The sequence below is a fragment of the Variovorax sp. GW821-FHT09A10 genome (assembly GCF_059418385.1).
Genome location: NZ_JBWKPT010000001.1, coordinates 271,203 through 287,381 on the forward strand (window position 1 = coordinate 271,203; position 16,179 = coordinate 287,381).

Annotated in this window: 12 protein-coding genes; 9 read left to right on the forward strand and 3 right to left on the reverse strand. The window is 71.1% G+C overall.

Annotated elements, in window-relative coordinates:
- Window position 1 precedes the first annotated feature (1 nt).
- Window positions 2–988: an AraC-like ligand-binding domain-containing protein gene (locus tag AC07Q9_RS01370; protein WP_495306971.1), complete on the reverse strand. Its 987-nt coding sequence runs from the start codon at window positions 986–988 to the stop codon at window positions 2–4.
- A 128-nt stretch (window positions 989–1,116) separates the two neighbouring features.
- Between AC07Q9_RS01370 and gnd the strand changes: the two genes are divergently transcribed.
- The 6 genes from gnd (at window position 1,117) to AC07Q9_RS01400 (ending at window position 12,249) form a co-directional block, all read left to right on the forward strand.
- Window positions 1,117–2,538 carry a decarboxylating NADP(+)-dependent phosphogluconate dehydrogenase gene (gene gnd / locus AC07Q9_RS01375; RefSeq protein WP_495306972.1) on the forward strand — a complete coding sequence of 474 codons (1,422 nt, stop codon included), beginning with the start codon at window positions 1,117–1,119 and terminating at the stop codon, window positions 2,536–2,538.
- Window positions 2,539–2,675: 137 nt separating this feature from the next.
- Window positions 2,676–4,328: a DUF2138 family protein gene (locus AC07Q9_RS01380; protein ID WP_495306973.1), complete on the forward strand. Its 1,653-nt coding sequence runs from the start codon at window positions 2,676–2,678 to the stop codon at window positions 4,326–4,328.
- The gene (locus AC07Q9_RS01385) at window positions 4,325–5,002 is read left to right on the forward strand and encodes a DUF1175 family protein (RefSeq protein WP_489057520.1); all 678 of its coding nucleotides are present in this window, start codon (window positions 4,325–4,327) and stop codon (window positions 5,000–5,002) included. The genes AC07Q9_RS01380 and AC07Q9_RS01385 overlap by 4 nt, the downstream gene beginning before the upstream one ends.
- 2 nt (window positions 5,003–5,004) lie before the next feature.
- Window positions 5,005–9,711, forward strand: a complete 4,707-nt coding sequence (locus AC07Q9_RS01390) for an MG2 domain-containing protein (RefSeq protein ID WP_495306974.1) — start codon at window positions 5,005–5,007, stop codon at window positions 9,709–9,711.
- A gap of 22 nt (window positions 9,712–9,733) precedes the next feature.
- Entirely contained in the window at window positions 9,734–11,455 is a 1,722-nt protein-coding gene (locus AC07Q9_RS01395) for a DUF2300 domain-containing protein (RefSeq protein ID WP_495306975.1), read from the forward strand.
- Window positions 11,452–12,249 (forward strand): YfaP family protein, encoded by a 798-nt coding sequence (locus AC07Q9_RS01400; RefSeq protein ID WP_492681200.1) that lies wholly within the window; start codon window positions 11,452–11,454, stop codon window positions 12,247–12,249. Before AC07Q9_RS01395 ends, AC07Q9_RS01400 begins: the two co-directional genes overlap by 4 nt.
- An 8-nt stretch (window positions 12,250–12,257) precedes the next feature.
- Here the strand turns inward: AC07Q9_RS01400 and AC07Q9_RS01405 are convergent, their stop codons facing one another.
- Window positions 12,258–12,764 carry a gluconokinase gene (locus tag AC07Q9_RS01405; RefSeq protein ID WP_489057524.1) on the reverse strand — a complete coding sequence of 169 codons (507 nt, stop codon included), beginning with the start codon at window positions 12,762–12,764 and terminating at the stop codon, window positions 12,258–12,260.
- An 87-nt stretch (window positions 12,765–12,851) separates the two neighbouring features.
- The gene (locus AC07Q9_RS01410) at window positions 12,852–13,946 is read right to left on the reverse strand and encodes a PA0069 family radical SAM protein (RefSeq protein ID WP_495306976.1); all 1,095 of its coding nucleotides are present in this window, start codon (window positions 13,944–13,946) and stop codon (window positions 12,852–12,854) included.
- A 134-nt stretch (window positions 13,947–14,080) separates the two neighbouring features.
- Between AC07Q9_RS01410 and AC07Q9_RS01415 the strand changes: the two genes are divergently transcribed.
- The 3 genes from AC07Q9_RS01415 (at window position 14,081) to AC07Q9_RS01425 (ending at window position 16,174) form a co-directional block, all read left to right on the forward strand.
- On the forward strand, window positions 14,081–14,683 hold the full coding sequence (locus AC07Q9_RS01415; RefSeq protein WP_495306977.1) for a GbsR/MarR family transcriptional regulator: 603 nt from the start codon (window positions 14,081–14,083) through the stop codon (window positions 14,681–14,683).
- A gap of 68 nt (window positions 14,684–14,751) precedes the next feature.
- Window positions 14,752–15,183, forward strand: coding sequence for a thiol-disulfide oxidoreductase DCC family protein (locus AC07Q9_RS01420; protein ID WP_495306978.1), 432 nt, complete (start codon window positions 14,752–14,754; stop codon window positions 15,181–15,183).
- Between the two features lie 49 nt (window positions 15,184–15,232).
- On the forward strand, window positions 15,233–16,174 hold the full coding sequence (locus AC07Q9_RS01425) for an SAM-dependent methyltransferase (protein WP_495306979.1): 942 nt from the start codon (window positions 15,233–15,235) through the stop codon (window positions 16,172–16,174).
- The last annotated feature ends 5 nt before the right edge of the window (window positions 16,175–16,179 follow it).

Below are 16,179 nucleotides of genomic sequence, written 5' to 3' on the forward strand. Positions count from 1 at the left end.
CTCAGCCGCGCGACTGGCGCAGCGCGCCCGGCGTGCCGCCCAGGTGGCGGCGGCACAGGCGCACGAAATGCGAGGCGTCGGCCAGCCCGACGCGCAGGCCGATCTGCGCCACGCTCAGGCGGTCGAAGCGCGCATCGGCCAGCATGCGCTGTGCCACCTGCATGCGGCAGGCGGCCAGCGCGTTGGCGAAAGTGGTGGTGCCATCCCCTGCCCCTTCCGCGAGGCAGCGGTGCAGGCTGCGCTCCGAAATGCCGAGCCCCTGCGCCACGGCCGCGGCCGTGAGGCCCGGCTCGGCATGGCGCTCGCGCGTGGCGTCGAGCACGCGCTGGCGCAAGGCGGTGCGGCCACAGGCGTCGGGCACCGCCACGCCGGGACCGAGCGCCAAGGCCAGCAGCCCGCCGAGCTGGTCGGCCAGCAACGCCGCCGGCAGCGGCGGCCGCAGGGCCACCTCGGGCGACAGCGCCTGCGCGAAGCCGCTGAGCGCCGCGCCCCAGCCGCTGTGGCCGTCGATGCGGCGTGCCACGTGGTCGCCGGCGTCGGGCAGCCACGACTCGACCCACGCGGTCGGCAGCTCGATCGACACGGTGTCGGCCGACTGCTGCAGGTGGAAGGCGTAGCAGCGCCGCGAATCGACCAGCACCGCGTCGCCGGGCAGCAGACGCGCCGAGCGCTCTTCCTGCACCGCGACCCAGGGCGAGTCGGCCTTGCACAGCAGGTAGTAGAAGTTGTGGCGGCTGTGGGCGATGGCGCGGCGCGTGCGGTACACGTCCTGCGCGCTGCCGCGCACCCGGTTCACGTGCAGCGGCCCGAGCGGCGCGGATTCGAGCGAGGCGCCGAAGCGGCCGGCCAGCGGGCTGGTCACGTCCATCTCGAGAAAGCCTTCGCAGACCGCGCCGATCCAGTAGTCCAGCCGCTGCGGCGGCGGCACGGTGTCGGTCGACCAGGTGTGGATCGCTGCAGGGGCTGCGGGCATGGCGGCGGAAGTCATCCCGCCAACATAGCCAGCCCGGGCCCGTTTGCCAAGCGGGTATAGACGCCCTCCGACGCCGCACCGCGCGGGTGCCCGGCACAATGGCCCGCTTCATCCACCGCACACGCACGAAGGGCCCGACACACATGAGCAAGCAAAGCGATTTCGGATTGATCGGCCTGGCCGTGATGGGACAGAACCTGGTGCTGAACGTGGAAAGCCGCGGCTTCCAGGTCAGCGTCTACAACCGCACCGAAGCCACCACCGAGGCCTTCCTTGCCGCCAACCCCGGCAAGAAGCTGGTGGGCGCGAAGACGCTCGAGGAGTTCGTCCAGAGCCTGGCCAAGCCCCGCAAGATCCAGATCATGGTGAAGGCCGGCGCGCCGGTCGACCAGGTGATCGAACAACTCATTCCGCTGCTCGACAAGGATGACATCGTCATCGACGGCGGCAACAGCCTGTACACCGACACCGAGCGCCGCGACGCCTACCTGAGCAGCAAGGGCCTGCGCTTCATCGGCGCGGGCGTGTCGGGCGGCGAGGAAGGCGCGCGCAAGGGGCCGTCGATCATGCCGGGCGGGCCGCTCTCGACCTGGGAGGTGATGAAGCCGATCTTCGAGAGCATCGCGGCCAAGGTGGACGGTGAGCCCTGCGTGATCCACATCGGCCCGGGCGGCGCGGGCCACTACGTGAAGATGGTGCACAACGGCATCGAGTACGGCGACATGCAGCTGATCTGCGAGGCCTACAGCCTGTTCAAGGCCGCAGGCTTCACGACCGACGAGATGGCCGCCATCTTCAACGAATGGAACGACGGCGAGCTGCAGAGCTACCTGATCCAGATCACCGCCAAGGCGCTCGAACAGAAAGACCCGGAAACCGGCCAGCCGATCGTCGACCTCATCCTCGACAAGGCCGGCCAGAAAGGCACGGGCCAGTGGACGCTGCTGAACGCGGCCGAGAACGCGGTGGTCATCAGCACCATCAACGCCGCGGTCGAGGCGCGCGTGCTGTCGTCGCAGAAGGAGCAGCGCGTGGCGGCGAGCCAGCTGCTGCAGGGGCCGAAGATCGCACTGTCGCTGGAGAAAAAGGCGCTGGTGGCCAAGGTGCATGACGCGCTCTATGCCTCGAAGGTCATCAGCTACACGCAGGGCTTCGACCTGATCCAGACGATGGGCGAAAAGAAGGGCTGGAAGCTCGACCTGGGCGGCATCGCCTCGATCTGGCGCGGTGGCTGCATCATCCGCGCGCGCTTTTTGAACCGCATCACCGACGCCTTCCGCACCGACCCGGCGCTGGGCAACCTGATGCTCGACCCGTTCTTCCAGGACCTGCTGAACCGCACGCAGCAGAACTGGCGCGAGGTGGTGGCGCTGGCAGTGAGCAACGGCATTCCGGTGCCGGCCTTCAGCGCCTCGCTGGCCTACTACGACAGCTATCGCACGGCACGCCTGAGCGCGAACCTGCTGCAGGCGCAGCGCGACTTCTTCGGGGCGCACACGTACGAACGGGTCGACAAGCCCGAAGGCCAGTTCTTCCACACCGACTGGCCCGAAGTCATCGGCTGAACGCGCGGCGTTGACCGCGGTGGCGTCGCTTCACGGCGACTTCACCCGGACTTCATGGGATGCCCCCATGGACCCTGCCAGAATCAAGGCCATGCGCCGCCGGGGGGCGGCGCTGCCTTCATGCAGGGTAGGGATTCATGGACACAAGAAAAAAATGGATGGTCGCGGGCGTCGCGGCCATCGTGCTGGTGGGTGCGGGTGTGGCCTTCGTCAAGATGCGGCGCTCGCATTTCGACGGCGACATCAACGCCCTCAACGTGGACCTGTCGGCACCGTATGCCTACATCGCCACCCCCGCGCTCTCGCGCCTGCCGCGCGACATCGTGCAGGCACCGGTGGTGCGCGACGTGCTCACCGAAGATTTCGCCTTCTACTACGAAGACCAGGAAGACCGGCTGAGCCTGCGCGGCGCGATCAAGCGCATCGCGTACGAGCGCGACACCACCTGGACCGACCAGCTGCTGGCCACGGCCCTGGACGAGCCCGCCGAAATGGCCTGGTGGCCCGATGCCAAGGGCGCCCCGCGCTACTGGGCGCTGACCATGACCCGCGGCGCAGTGGCCACCGCCCTGCAGGGCCTGGCGGGCATCGCCGCCAAGGACTCGCAGCTGAGCATCATCGGCACGCTGCGCGCCAACGGCCATGACGTGAATGCCTACGCGCTGGCGCTGTCGCCGCGCCGCACGCTGGTGCTGCTGTCGCAGGGCAACCGCGTGGTGGTGCTGAGCGACCCGGGTCTGCTGTTCAACAACGAAAGCCAGGCCAGCGGACCGGCCCTGGAAGTGGTCGAAGGCCTGCTGTCGGGCGACACCCGTTCGCAATCGGCCTGGCGCCGCGGCTTCGGGCTCGGTGAAGAAGGCGCCGCCGCGCCGGGCAGCTCGGCGATCGTGGCCGATGCCCGGTTGCTGTCCTTCGGCTACCAGCATTTCTTTCCGGGCGTGCAGGCCGTTCGCTTCGACGTCGCACCCAACGGCGCCGCGCTGCGCACGGCCGTGCGCGTGAAGGCAGCCGGCACCCTGCCCGCCGCACCGGGCGACCGCGAGCTGTGGTCCGCCCTGCCGGCCAACCCCGCGGCCTGCGCCATGCTGCCGGTCGAATGGGCGCAGATGGTCCCGCTGATGAAAGACGCCCCGGCGGCGCCGGACGCCGAGGCGATGAAGGCCCTGGCCGCGCAGTTCGACGGCCCCGCCGCCGTCTGCTGGTATGCCCGCTCGCAACTGCACACGCCGCTGTTCGTCGCGCAGATGAAGGCATCGGCCGGCCCCGAGACCGATGCCACGCTCGCCGGCCTGGCGCAGTGGCTGATCTCGACCGACGCCACGCGCACCGACCCGGCGGCCAAACCCGGCGTCGGCCAGTGGCAAAGCCAGGTGACCGGCCCCTGGGGGCCGTATGCCGACGGCGACGACAAGGCCTACCGGCCCACCCTGGCCCGGCAAGGTCGCTGGATCGCGTTCTCGCCCGACGACAAGCTGGTCGAGCTGGCGCTGAACACCCAGGCCAAGCGCTACCCGGGCGTGGCCGACACGCTGCCGCCGGCAGGTGGCGGCACCACGCTGGTGGTCGGCGCACCCACGCAGATCGCCGACCTGCTGCAACGCGAAGCCATGGCCGTGCTGCCCGCCGACCAGGAGATCCTGCGCCAGGCGGCCCAGCAGCACCTGGTGCCGCGCCTGAACGCGCTGCGCAAGCTGCCGCCGGCACGGGCCGTGGCGCAGGGCGCAGGCGACGGCAACGGCTGGGTGCCGGTCGAGTGGCAGGCGATGTCGGCGGCGCCGCAGTCCAAGTGACGCACCGCGCCCTCACCGCCGGCATCGATCGCCGGACGGCACTCGGCCGTGGCGCGGCGCTGGCGCTGGCGTCCGCGATGCCGGCGCTGCCCGTCCTGGCAGCCGATACACCCGCGCTCAACCGAGAACAGTCCGCACACTTTCGCGACTGGATGACGCTGCTGATCCACGAGCAGATCGAGCGCGGCCCCACGCCGCGCTGGACGCACCGCGACTGCGCGGGGCTGGTGCGCTTCTCGGTGGCCGAGTCGCTGCGCGAACACGACGTGGCCTGGCGCCGCGCCAACGGTTTGCTCGCGCGCCGCCTGCCACCCGACATCGACCCGGCCGCCGCCACGCCGCTGCGCAACACCTGGCGGCGCGCCGACGGCACGCGCGACGCCTACGTCGGCGCGCTCGAGCTGGTGCAGGAGAACACGCGCTTCGTCACGCGCCAGCTGCAACAGGCGCTGCTGGGCGACATGCTGTTCTACGACCAGGGCGACGAGCAGCACCTCATGGTGTGGATGGGCAACTACATCGCCTATCACACGGGCCGCGTGCTGCCCGGCGACAACGGCCTGCGCGCCGTGCGCGCCACCCAGCTGCTCGGCTGGAGCGACACGCGCTGGCGCCCCACCGACGACAACCCCAATTTCGCCGGTGTCTACCGGCTCGCCTTTCTCGCACGATGACCATGCACACACCTGTCCCGTCCCCGTGGCCCCTGTGGCGGCGTCTTGTTCCGCTGGCGCTCGCGGCGACCACCGCGCTCACGGCGATGCAGCCGCTGACGACGAACGCCGCCGACGAGCCACCCCCCCAGCCGCTGGAGAACAGCCGCTCGGCCTACACCGGCGAGCCCTTCTTCCTGCTCTCCGACGCCACCTTCGCCAGCGACCAGACGGCCCGCGTGCGCGTGGAGGTGAACCAGCCCTCGGCGCTCGAACAGGTGGGCGGCGTGGACGTGCTGGTCTACAGGATTCCCGACGCCCTCGCCTTCCTGCAGAAGCAGAAGAACCTGCACCGCGTGCAGGTGGGTGCGCGCGCCGCCGACGAAGGCCTGGCCAACACGCTCACCCACCTGTGGGACAGCTGGGTCGTCAAGGCGCGCCTGGCCTGGCAGCAGATGTTCTCGGCCAACGCGCGCCGCGCCGTGACGCAGCAGGCGCCCGAACTGAAGACACCCGCCAAGCTCAAGCAGCCCTCGGTCTTCGAGGAGCCCCGGCAGTTCCGCCCGATCCCGGGCCTGCCGGTGGTGGAGCGCTTTCGCTACCCGGTGCACAAGGCCCAGCCGATCGGCCTGCCCAAGGGCGTGAAGCTGGAAGGCTCCAGCAGCGAATTCATCAACGCCTCGCAAGGCAACGTGTTCGTGCCGGTGGGCAAGCGCGCGCCGGGGCTGTACCTGGTGGAAGCCATCAGCGGCCAGTTCCGCGCGACCACGCTGCTGTTCGTGTCGGACACCGTGGCCGTCACCAAGGTCTCGGGCGACCAGATGCTGGTGTGGGCGGCCCAGCGCGCGGCCGGTGCGCCGGTGGCGGGCACCAAGGTGGTCTGGACCGACGGCGTCGGCGTGCTCAAGAGCGGCGAGGCCGATGCCCAGGGCCTGGTGAAGCTCGAGCGCCAATCGCCCGAGCAGACCTACGTGTTCGGCCAGGACCCCGCAGGCGGCGTCTTCATCTCCGAAAACTTCTACTACGACAGCGAGATCTACAACGCCAAGGTCTACACCGTGACCGACCGACCGCTGTACCGCCCGGGCGACTGGGTGAACGTGAAGGTGAGCGGGCGCGAGTTCCGCAGCGCGCGCGAATCCGTCGCCCTGAAAGACGCCGACCTGGCGCTCGCCGTGCTCGACCCGGCCGGCCAGGTGGTGCATGCGCAGAAGCTCGCCTTCTCCGGCACCAAGGGCGCGGACGCGCGCTTTCCGTTGCCCGACAACGCCGTGGCCGGCGGCTACGAGCTGCGCCTGGCCATGGGCGGCGACACCTACACCGCGGCCTTTCGCGTGGCCGACTACCAGAAGCCGCATTTCGACATCGTGCTGCTGCCCGAGAAGGCCGACTTCAAGACCGGCGAGGCCGTCGGCGGCAAGCTGCAGCTGAACTACCCCGACGGCAAGCCGGTGGCGCGTGCGCGCGTGAGCCTCACGGCGCGCTCGCAGAAGCTGGCCATGGTGAACGGCGAACTCGACTACGCCGGCCAGTTCCCGGTGAAGCTGCAGCAGGCCGAGCTGGAAACCGACGGCGACGGCATCGCGAAGTTCTCGCTGCCCGCGGCCACCGAGCCCAGCCGCTACCTGCTCACTGCCCTGGCCACCGACGGCGCGGCCTACCGCGTGCGCACCTCGCGCGAAATTCTGGTGGAGCGCGGCGCGGCCTCGTTCCGCCTCGCGGCCGACCGCCAGTTCTCCCAGCCGGGACAGGCGGTGGGCTTCAAGCTCGCGGCCAGCCAGCGCGCCGGTGCCACGGCAGCAGCCGATACACCCGCCACGCCCGCGCGCCCCGCCACCTGGCAATGGGTGCGCCTCGAAGACCGCACGAAGCAGTCCGGCCCCCTGCCGGCCGGCGACACGCTGTCGGTCAGCTTCTCGACGCCGGGCAGCTACACGCTCTCGCTGCTGGACGACAAGGGCCGCATCGTCGGCGCGGCCAGCCACTGGGTGAGCGGCGACGGCGTGAAGGCGCCCGCCGGCAGCGTCGGCATGGTGCTCGACCGCACGAGCTACCGCGCGGGCGACACGGCCCAGGTGCTGGTGAGCTTTCCCGAGCCGGTGGACAACGCCCTGCTCACGCTGGAGCGCGACCGCGTCGAAGCCACCGCGCTGATGGGCAAAAACACCGACTGGATCCAGAGCGAGCGCCTCGCCCCCACGCAGTGGAAGTTCACGCTGCCCGTGCGCGATGTCATGAGCCCCAACATGACGCTGTCGGTGGCCTACGTGAAGAACGGCGACTACGTGTTCCAGAACCAGGGGATCATGGTCGAGCAGGAGCGCATCGCGCTGGCCTTCACGCCCGACAAGGCGGTGTATGCGCCCGGCGACACCGTCACCATCGACGTGAGCGCCACGCTGGCGGGCAAGCCCGTGGCCACCGACCTGGCGGTGGGCGTGGTCGACGAAATGATCTACGTGCTGCAGCCCGAGATCGCGCCGGCCATCGGCGACTTCTTCTATCACCCGCGCCGCAACAACGTGCGCACCAGCGCCAGCCTGTCCTTCATCGGCTACGACCTGGCGACCAGCAAGCTGGGCACGCTGCCGGGCGCGCGCCAGGTCAACGACCGCGCGGTGAAAGTGCTGGAGCGCCCGCGCCGCGACAACATCGACACCGCTGCCTGGGAGCCGCGACTGGCGACCGATGCTTCGGGCCACACGCGTTTCAGCTTCACGATGCCCGACTCGCTCACGCGCTGGCGCATCACCGGCCGCGCCATGAGCGCCGGCGGCGCGGTGGGCCAGCAGGTGGGCTGGGTGCGCTCGGACAAGGCCTTCTACGCCAAGTGGACCAGCCCCGACTGGCAGCGCCAGGGCGACAAGGCGCAGGCCTCGCTGGCCCTGTTCAACCAGACCGGGCGCGAAGCCAAGGTCGAGTGGAGCGCCAGCGGCGCGGGCGTGGAGCGCAAGGACACCGTCACCGTGCGCCCCGGCGTCAACTTCATCGCCCTGCCGTTGACCGCCGGCGACGCGGACAAGTCGGGCGCGGTCAGCGTCACGCTGCGCCAGGACGCCCGCGTGGTCGACACGCTCGACGTGCCCGTGCGCCGCCTCCCGGTGGCGTGGCGCGCGCCGCGCGACAAGGCGCTCGATCTCGCGGCGGGCAGCGCACCGCTGGCCCTGCCCGCCGACGCGTCGCGCGTGCGCGTCTCGCTCGCACAGGACGCCGCGGCCGGCGCCTTCAGCCAGCAGATCGACGCCCTCATCGACACCCCGCGCGGCAGCGTGGAGCAGACCGCCAGCCGCATGTTGCCGCTGTCGCTCGCGCTGCAATCGCTGTCGACGGCGCAGCAGCCGATGGCGCCGGCGCTGATGCAGCGCCTGGCCACGGCGCGGCTCTCGATCGCGCAGATGGCCGGCCCGCAGGCACAGTTCGGCTGGTGGGGACACGGCATGCCCAACGATGCCTTCCTGACCGCCTACGCCTATTACGCCGACTGGCGCGCCACCCAGGCGCTGCGCGTGACGCTGCCGACCTCGAACTGGCAGCGCCTGCTCGACGTCTACGCCAAGGACGGCCAGAAGCTGCCGCCGCTGCAGCGCGCGCTGGCGCTGTCGTGGATGCAGGAGATGGGCCTGCCCGTGGGCTCGATGGCCGGCGGCCTCGCCGACCAGCTGGCCGCACTGCCGGCCAGCGATGCCGCGCAGCTGGCGCAGCGCCGCGGCAGCCTCGCGATGGTGGACGCCACGCTGCCCAACGCCCCGGACACCCGCGACATGGCGCTCGTGCTGGCCGTGCAGACCGCCGGCCCGACGGTCGCCAGCGCCAAGGCGCGTGCCGCCGCCGACGAAGCCGCCACGCGCCTGGCCGGCGTCGATGCACCGCTGGTGCAGGCGCTGCTGATGGCCACGCAACGCGCGAGCGCCGACAAGGCCGCGGCGGTGCTGGGCCAGATCCGCGCCGACACGCCCTCCATCGACCGCGCACAGACGCTGCTGTGGCTGCACCGCGCGCTCGGCGGCAGCCGGCTCACCGCCACCGATACGCCCTCCCTCGGCGCGCCCTGGGTGCGCGCCACCGACGGCACCGGCACGAGCTGGCGCCTGCCCCCCGGCGCCGCCGCACCGGCCACGCTAGAGCTGCCCGCCGGGCAGAAGGCGGCCTGGGCCTTCGTGAGCTACGAGAGCAACGAAGCGCAGGCGCCCGCGCTCGACGCGAAGGTCGAGCGCACGCTGTGGCGCGTGGTCACGCAGCCGCGCCCCGCACCGGAGCCGCCGGCCGCCGCCGCGCCGGGCCAGCCCGCACCGGCGCCGGCCCCCGTGGTCAGCGACGGCCGCATCACGGTGAAGCTCGAAGCCGTGAAGCCCGGCACGCCGCTGGACACCAACGCGCTCTACCTCGACCAGCTCACCGTCACGGCCCCCAAAGCCATGCGCTGGAGCCTCGTGGAGGCCGCGCTGCCGCCGGGCGCGGCCGTGGAAGAAAGCACCTGGGGCATCGACATGGCCGACAGCGCCGGCAAGCTGCAGCCGATGGAGCGTGCACAGAGCCAGGCCACCGCGCAGGGCTACGCCGTGCCGCTGGACACGCTGGTGGCGGGCACGCCGCTGACCGTGCGCCACCTGGTCCGTTTCTCGCAGCGCGGCACCTTCAAGCTGCCGCCGGCGCGCCTGCAGCGCATGTACGAGCCCGAAGCCAAGGCCTTCGAAGGCAACGGCCGCTGGGCCGGCGTCGAAGTGCGCTGAAGACGCGAACGGCAAGGCCTTCATGAAAGCGGCACGGGTGTTCTCGCGACTGGCTGCGACTGGCGTGGGTGCGATCGCGCTTGCCGCCGCGCTGGCCCAGCCCGCTCTCGCGGCGGCACCCTCCAAGGTTCAACCGCGTCTCGCGTGGCTCACCGACGAAGGCATGGTCGCGCTCGAACGCACGCCGCAAGGCACGACTGCGCGCCTTCCCGCATCGGACACCTTGCAGGCCCCGCTGGGCAGCGTGTGGAAGCTCTTCGTCTACAGCTACCTGAGCGTCAACGCCACGCAGGAGCCGACCTACCGCTGCGCCAGCGCGCAGCGCCGCACCGACGACGAGTACTGCTGTGACCCCGGCGCCAGCATCGGGCGCGCGCAGGCGCTGGCCCAATCCTGCGGCCCCTACTTCGAACCCGCGCGACTCGGCATCGACGCCGCCGGCTGGGCACGCTTCTGGCGCGACCACGACGCCCCCGCGTGGCTGCTGCGCCTGGACGCGATGCAGCCCGACACGCGGGTGCCGGTGTCCGAGCTGCTGGCCGCGCTGCGGCAGGTGCCCGCGTCCGCACGCACGGCCGCGCGCCAGGCCCTGCAGCCCGTCACGGTGCGCGACGACGAGGTGCTCGCCGCGCTCGGCGGCGGGCCGCGCCTGAAGACCTGGTCATGGCGCGAAGGCACACAGCCCGTCGGCGGCGCCGCGGGCTGGCTGGCCGACGGCACGCCCTTCTGGTTCGGCGATGCCGGCACCAGCCGCAGCGCGCTGCGCGCCGACGCGACATGGATGGCCGCACAGTGGGCCGCCCATGGCCTGGCCACGCCCGCGCCGGACGGCGCGGCCGTCAGCGCGCAGCCCTGCATCGCGGTCGATTTTTTTCAGCGCTACCCGATCACCAGCGTGCAGCGCGCGGTTGCCGGCAACACCACCGCCGCACCGGCCGGCCCGTTGCGCGGGCGCTACCGCATCGCGTTCCAGAACGGTTCGCAGCTGGTGATGGAAGCCGTGCCGGCCCAGGTGCTGCGCTACGGCGCGGACGGCCCGCGCATTGCCGCGCGCCTGCCGCTGGAAGACTACGTGGCGCGCGTGCTCGATCGCGAAGGCGATGCACGCGAAACCGAAGCCGCCCGCGCCCTCGCCGTGGCGGCGCGCACCTACGTGCTGCAGAACGCCACCGAAACCGGCGGCTGCCGCCAGATCGCCGACGACAGCCGCACGCAGCGCGTGAGCCCCAACCCGCCGAGCGCGTCGGCGCGTGCCGTGGCCGCTTTCACCGAGGGCCTGGTGGTCGACGGACAGGCGGTGCGCTACCACGGCGACCAGGCCTCGCCCGGCGTGATGTCGTGGCAGGCCGCGGTCGCCGCGGGGCGCCAGGGGCAACCCTTTGCGGCCATCCTGCGCACGGCGTACCCGCGCGGCAGCCTGGCATCGTTCCGGGCCGAGGCCGACTGCACGCCCCTGCCGCAGGCGCAGCAATGGCTGGCCGAACGCCAGCAGCGCTGGCGCCGCGTGCTGCGCGCCGAGACCGGCTTCCAGCCCGTGGACGACACGCTGCGCGTGTGCCAGCTCGCCATGGGCGTGCCCCATTCCGACCAGCGGCGGCTGGTGATCCGGGTGCGCGAGTGGCACACCCGCGAAGGCCGCGTCTCGCTCATCCACGAATACCTGCACCTGGCCTTCCGCGACCATCCGCACGGACAGGACGAAACCTTCATCGAACGGCTTGCGCAGCAACTGGCAGACTCATGAACCACTCTTTTCTGGCGCACCGCGCCGCCTTCGCGGCCATCGGCCTGCTCTCTTGCCTTGCAGGCGTCGCAGCACACGCCCAGACCACGCTCGACACGCCGCGCGGCGGCTGGCGCAACGCCCCGGCCCGGCAGCAGGACTTCGTGCAGGAAGTGCATTACCCGGCCAGCAGCGTGAACGCCAACGGGCGCTCCGAGGCCTCGCTGATCCGTGGCCGCATCGCGGCCACGCCCAAGACCAAAGACACCGCCCCGCGCACGCCCGCGCGCCTCATCGTGGACGGCATCGCCATTCCGCTGCTGACCGACGAGAAGGGCAACTTCGCGCGGCCCTGGTCGTTCGGCAGCGGCAGCCACGGCGTGGAAGTGCGCTCGCCCAACGGCGAGGTAGCGCGCTCCCAGTTCTACGAGACGCAGGCCAGCCGCGTGCCCGTGAAGCTGCGTGTCGTGCTCAGCTGGGACAGCGACAGCACCGACCTCGACCTGCACGTGGTCTCGCCCGACGGCCAGCATGTGTTCTACGGCGCCCGCGTGGCTCCGAACGGCGGCGCGCTGGACGTGGACGTGACGACCGGCTTCGGCCCCGAGATCTTCGCCACGCCCAGCCCGGTGCAGGGGGCGTACCACGTGTTCGTGAACTACTTCGGCGCGGGCGAACAGCGCGAGGAGGTCACGACCGCGCAGGTGGCGATCCTGCAGGACGAGGGCACGCCCAAGGAAAAGCAGCAGGTCTTTCGCGTGCCGCTGCGCAAGCCCGGCGAGCTGACGCTGGTGCATTCATTCCTCGTTCCCTGAACGGGAGTTCAGCCCGCGGCCAGCCAGTCCGTCGTCTGCCCGACCAGCACTCCCAGCGGCACCGTCGCATCCACCGCCAGCACGCCCGCCTCGCCGACCGGCGATTCGAGCGTGGCGAACTGGTTGGCCACAAGGCTGGCCGGGAACATGTGCAGGCCAGCGCCCGCGCGCGCGGCCACGCGGCGCTCGGCTTCGGCGCGGTCGATCTGCATGAACACGAAGCGCAGGCCCGGCGCGGCGGCGCGCAGCTGGTCGCGGTAGCTGCGCTTGAGCGCGGAGCAGGTCATCACGGCGCCCTGCGGCGCGTCGGCCAGGGCGCGGCCCAAGGTGGCCAGCCAGCCGGTGCGGTCGGCGTCGGTGAGCGCGATGCCGCGGCTCATCTTGTCGACGTTGGCCGGCGGGTGGTGGTCGTCGCCCTCGATCAGCGGCAACCCGAACGCCGTGGCCAGCGCCGCGCCCATGCTGGACTTGCCGCAGCCCGAAACCCCCATCACCACGAGCCAGACCCTGTTCATGCGCGCCCTTGACCTTGTTTGAAGCAGCCGATGCCGAATGCGTGCCGAGGCCGGCACGGCCACGAATCTACCGCGTCTGCGCCCTGTTCAGAACAGGCTGCCCTGCCCCGCGGCGCCGGGCGGGCGGAACGCGCCGGTGTCGAGCGCGATCCGCTCGCGGTTGAGGCCCAACCGGTGCGTCGCCTTCTGGAAGCGCTGGTGGATCAGGTCGGCCCACAGGCCGCTGCCCTTCATGCGCGTGGCGAAGTCGGCGTCGTAGTCCTTGCCGCCGCGCATCTCGTGGATGCGCGCCATCACGCGCTCGGCGCGCTGCGGATAGTGCAGCTCGAGCCATTCCTTGAAGAGCGGCGCCACCTCCCACGGCAGGCGCACCACGGTGTAGAAGGCGCTGCGCGCGCCGGCCTCCCAGGCGGCTTCGAGCACCTGCTCCATGTCCTCGGTGATGAACGGAATCTGCGGCGCCACGCTCACGCCCACCGGCACGCCGGCCTCGGCCAGGGTGCGGATGGTGCGCAGCCGCCGGTGCGGCGCGGCGGCGCGCGGCTCGAGCTTGCGCGCCAGCTCGCCGTCGAGCGTGGTGATCGTGACGTACACGGCCGCGAGCCGGTCGGCGGCCATGGGCGCGATCAGGTCGAGGTCGCGCTCGACGGCGCTCGACTTGGTGATGAGCGCGAACGGATGCCGCACCTCGCTCAGCAGCTCGATCACGCCGCGCGTGAGCCGCAGCTCGCGCTCGATGGGCTGGTAGCAGTCGGTCGCGGTGCCGATGGCGAGGTTGCTGGGGCGGTAGCCCTTGCGCCCGAGTTCGGCGCGCAGCACCTCGACGAGGTTGCGCTTGGCGATGAGCTTGGTCTCGAAGTCGAGGCCGGGCGAGAGGTTCAGGTAGCTGTGCGTGGGCCGCGCAAAGCAGTAGATGCAGCCGTGCTCGCAGCCGCGGTACGGGTTGAGCGAACGGTCGAACGGGATGTCGGGCGACTCGTTGCTGCTGAGCACCGACTTCACGTCTTCGAAGCGCACCTCGGTGGCCAGCGGCAACAGCCCGGCGGCCTCGGCCTCGCCTTCTTCCAGCGTGCCCCAGCCGTCGTCGAAGGCGTTGCGTTCGTCTTTGGAGAACCGGTGCGCGAGCCGCGTGGCCGCGCCTCGGCCCTTGATGATGTGGATGGGAACCTGGGCGGCGGGCATGGCGAGTCCTTGGAAGGAAACAGGAAACAAGGCAAATAACTGTCTATTCATACAGTATTTCACTTTTGCCGCCGACGTGCAGCGTTTTTTGTTTCTGTCTTGACAGAAATTCAGGAATTCCTAAACTCGACGCCATGGAACTCACCGACATTCAACGCAAGTTCGTCCTGCACTGGGGCGAGATGGGCTCCATGTGGGGCGTGAACCGCACGGTCTCGCAGCTCCACGCTCTGCTCTTCGCGCACGGCAAGCCGATGCACGCCGAAGAGCTGTCTGAAACGCTGGGCGTGGCCCGCTCCAACGTCAGCAACAGCCTGAAGGAACTGCAGGCCTGGAACCTCGTGCGCGTCACCCACACGCTGGGCGACCGGCGCGACTACTTCGAAACCAGCGTCGACGTGTGGGAGCTGTTTCGCACCGTGGTGCGCGAGCGCAAGGAGCGCGAGTTCGACCCCACCATCCGCGTGCTGCGCGAGATCGTCGCCAGCCCCGACTTCCAGAAGGAGCCGCCCGATGCGCAGGACCGCATCCGCTCCACCATGGACCTCATGACCAAGCTCGCCACCTGGGCCGACGAAATGCTGCGGCTGTCGCCCGGCACACTCGACAAGGTGCTCACGCTCGGCGCCAGCGTGCAGAAGTTCGTGCGCGGCGACAGCGCACCGCCCCCCGCCCCTCCTGGCGCAGGCAAGGGCGACGACCCCGACGCGCACCACGCCAGCCTGCCCATGATCTGAGAAAGGCTGAGCCTTTTTTTTGCCTTCTTATTTCTGTTTTGACTGAAATATCGAGAACCAAAAGCACCATGACCCGCTTCGCCCCCGCCACCTACCCGCTCACCGTCTATTTCGACGCCACCTGCCCGCTGTGCACGGCCGAGATGGGCGCCATGCAGGCGCGCGACGCCGCGAAGCGGCTGCGCCTGATCGACTGCTCGCCCGCCGGTTTCGCAAGCGGCCCGGCACCGCGCGAGGCGCTGATGCGTTCGCTGCACGCGGTCGATGCCGCAGGCCGGCTGCGCGTGGGCGTCGACGCCATCCGCGCCTGCCGCGCCGCAGTGGGCCTGCCGGCCGGCGGCGCGGTGCTCGACCTGCCGGTGGTCGGCCGGCTGGCCGATCGCGCCTACGCGGTGCTGGCCCGCAACCGCTACCGGCTGCCGCGCTGGCTGGTCCTGCGGCTCGCGGGGCACGGTGCGATCGCGCCGGCCACTTGTGCCGACGACCACTGCAAGCTCTAAAAAACTCACGCTGTCACACACCACCCGCTCACGCCTGAAGGAGTTTTCGATGCACGACGTCTTCCAGCCCGACTTCCGCCTGCCCGGCACCGCGCGGCCTGCGCCGCCTGCCGTCGAAGGCCACGTGAGCCGCGAGGACACGCAGGACTATTTCACCGAGGTCGCCGACGACTACCGCGCCTGGAGCCCCAGCTACAACATGCACTTCGGCTTCTGGCGCCTGGGCCTGAACCCGCTGCGGCGCGAGGGCATGCTGATCGAGATGAACCGCACCGTCGGCCGCGCACTGCGGCTCGACACGGCCACCCCCGGCCCGCGCTGCGTGCTCGACCTGGGCTGCGGCGCCGGCGCCACCTCGCGCACGCTGGTCGGCGACGACCCCGCGCTGCATGCCGTCACCGTGACCAACGTGCCGGTACAGAACGGCATCGCCGCGCGGCTCGACGCCCGTGCCGGCGTGGCCGACCGCGTCGCGCACGTCGAGGCCGACTACACCCGCACCGGCCTGCCCGCCGCCCAGGCCGACGGCGCCTGGGCGCTCGAAAGCGCCTGCTACGCCGAAGGCACCGCCAAGGCCGACTTCGTGCGCGAGGCCGCGCGGCTGCTCAAGCCCGGCGCGCGGCTGGTGGTGGTCGACGGCTTCCTGCTGCGCCGCCGGCCGGGCCGCCTCGCGGGCTGGCTGCACCGCCTGTGGGCCGACAGCTGGGCCGTGCCCACGCTGGCGGTGCGCGACGACTTCACGGCCGCGCTGCGCGCGCACGGCTTCGAGGACATCGCGTTCACCTCGCTGCGCTGGCGCGTGGCGCCGAGCGCGCTGCACATCCCCGTGCTGGCCACGCGCTTCACGCTGGCCGAACTGTGGAAGGCGCGCGGCAGGCTCAGCCCCTGGCGCCGCAAGCACATCGTGGCCAGCTACTGCGCGCTCGCGCTGGGCATGTTCTGGCGCGACTTCGACTACGCCATGGTGACGGCCCGGCGCAGCGCCAGCTGAGACAT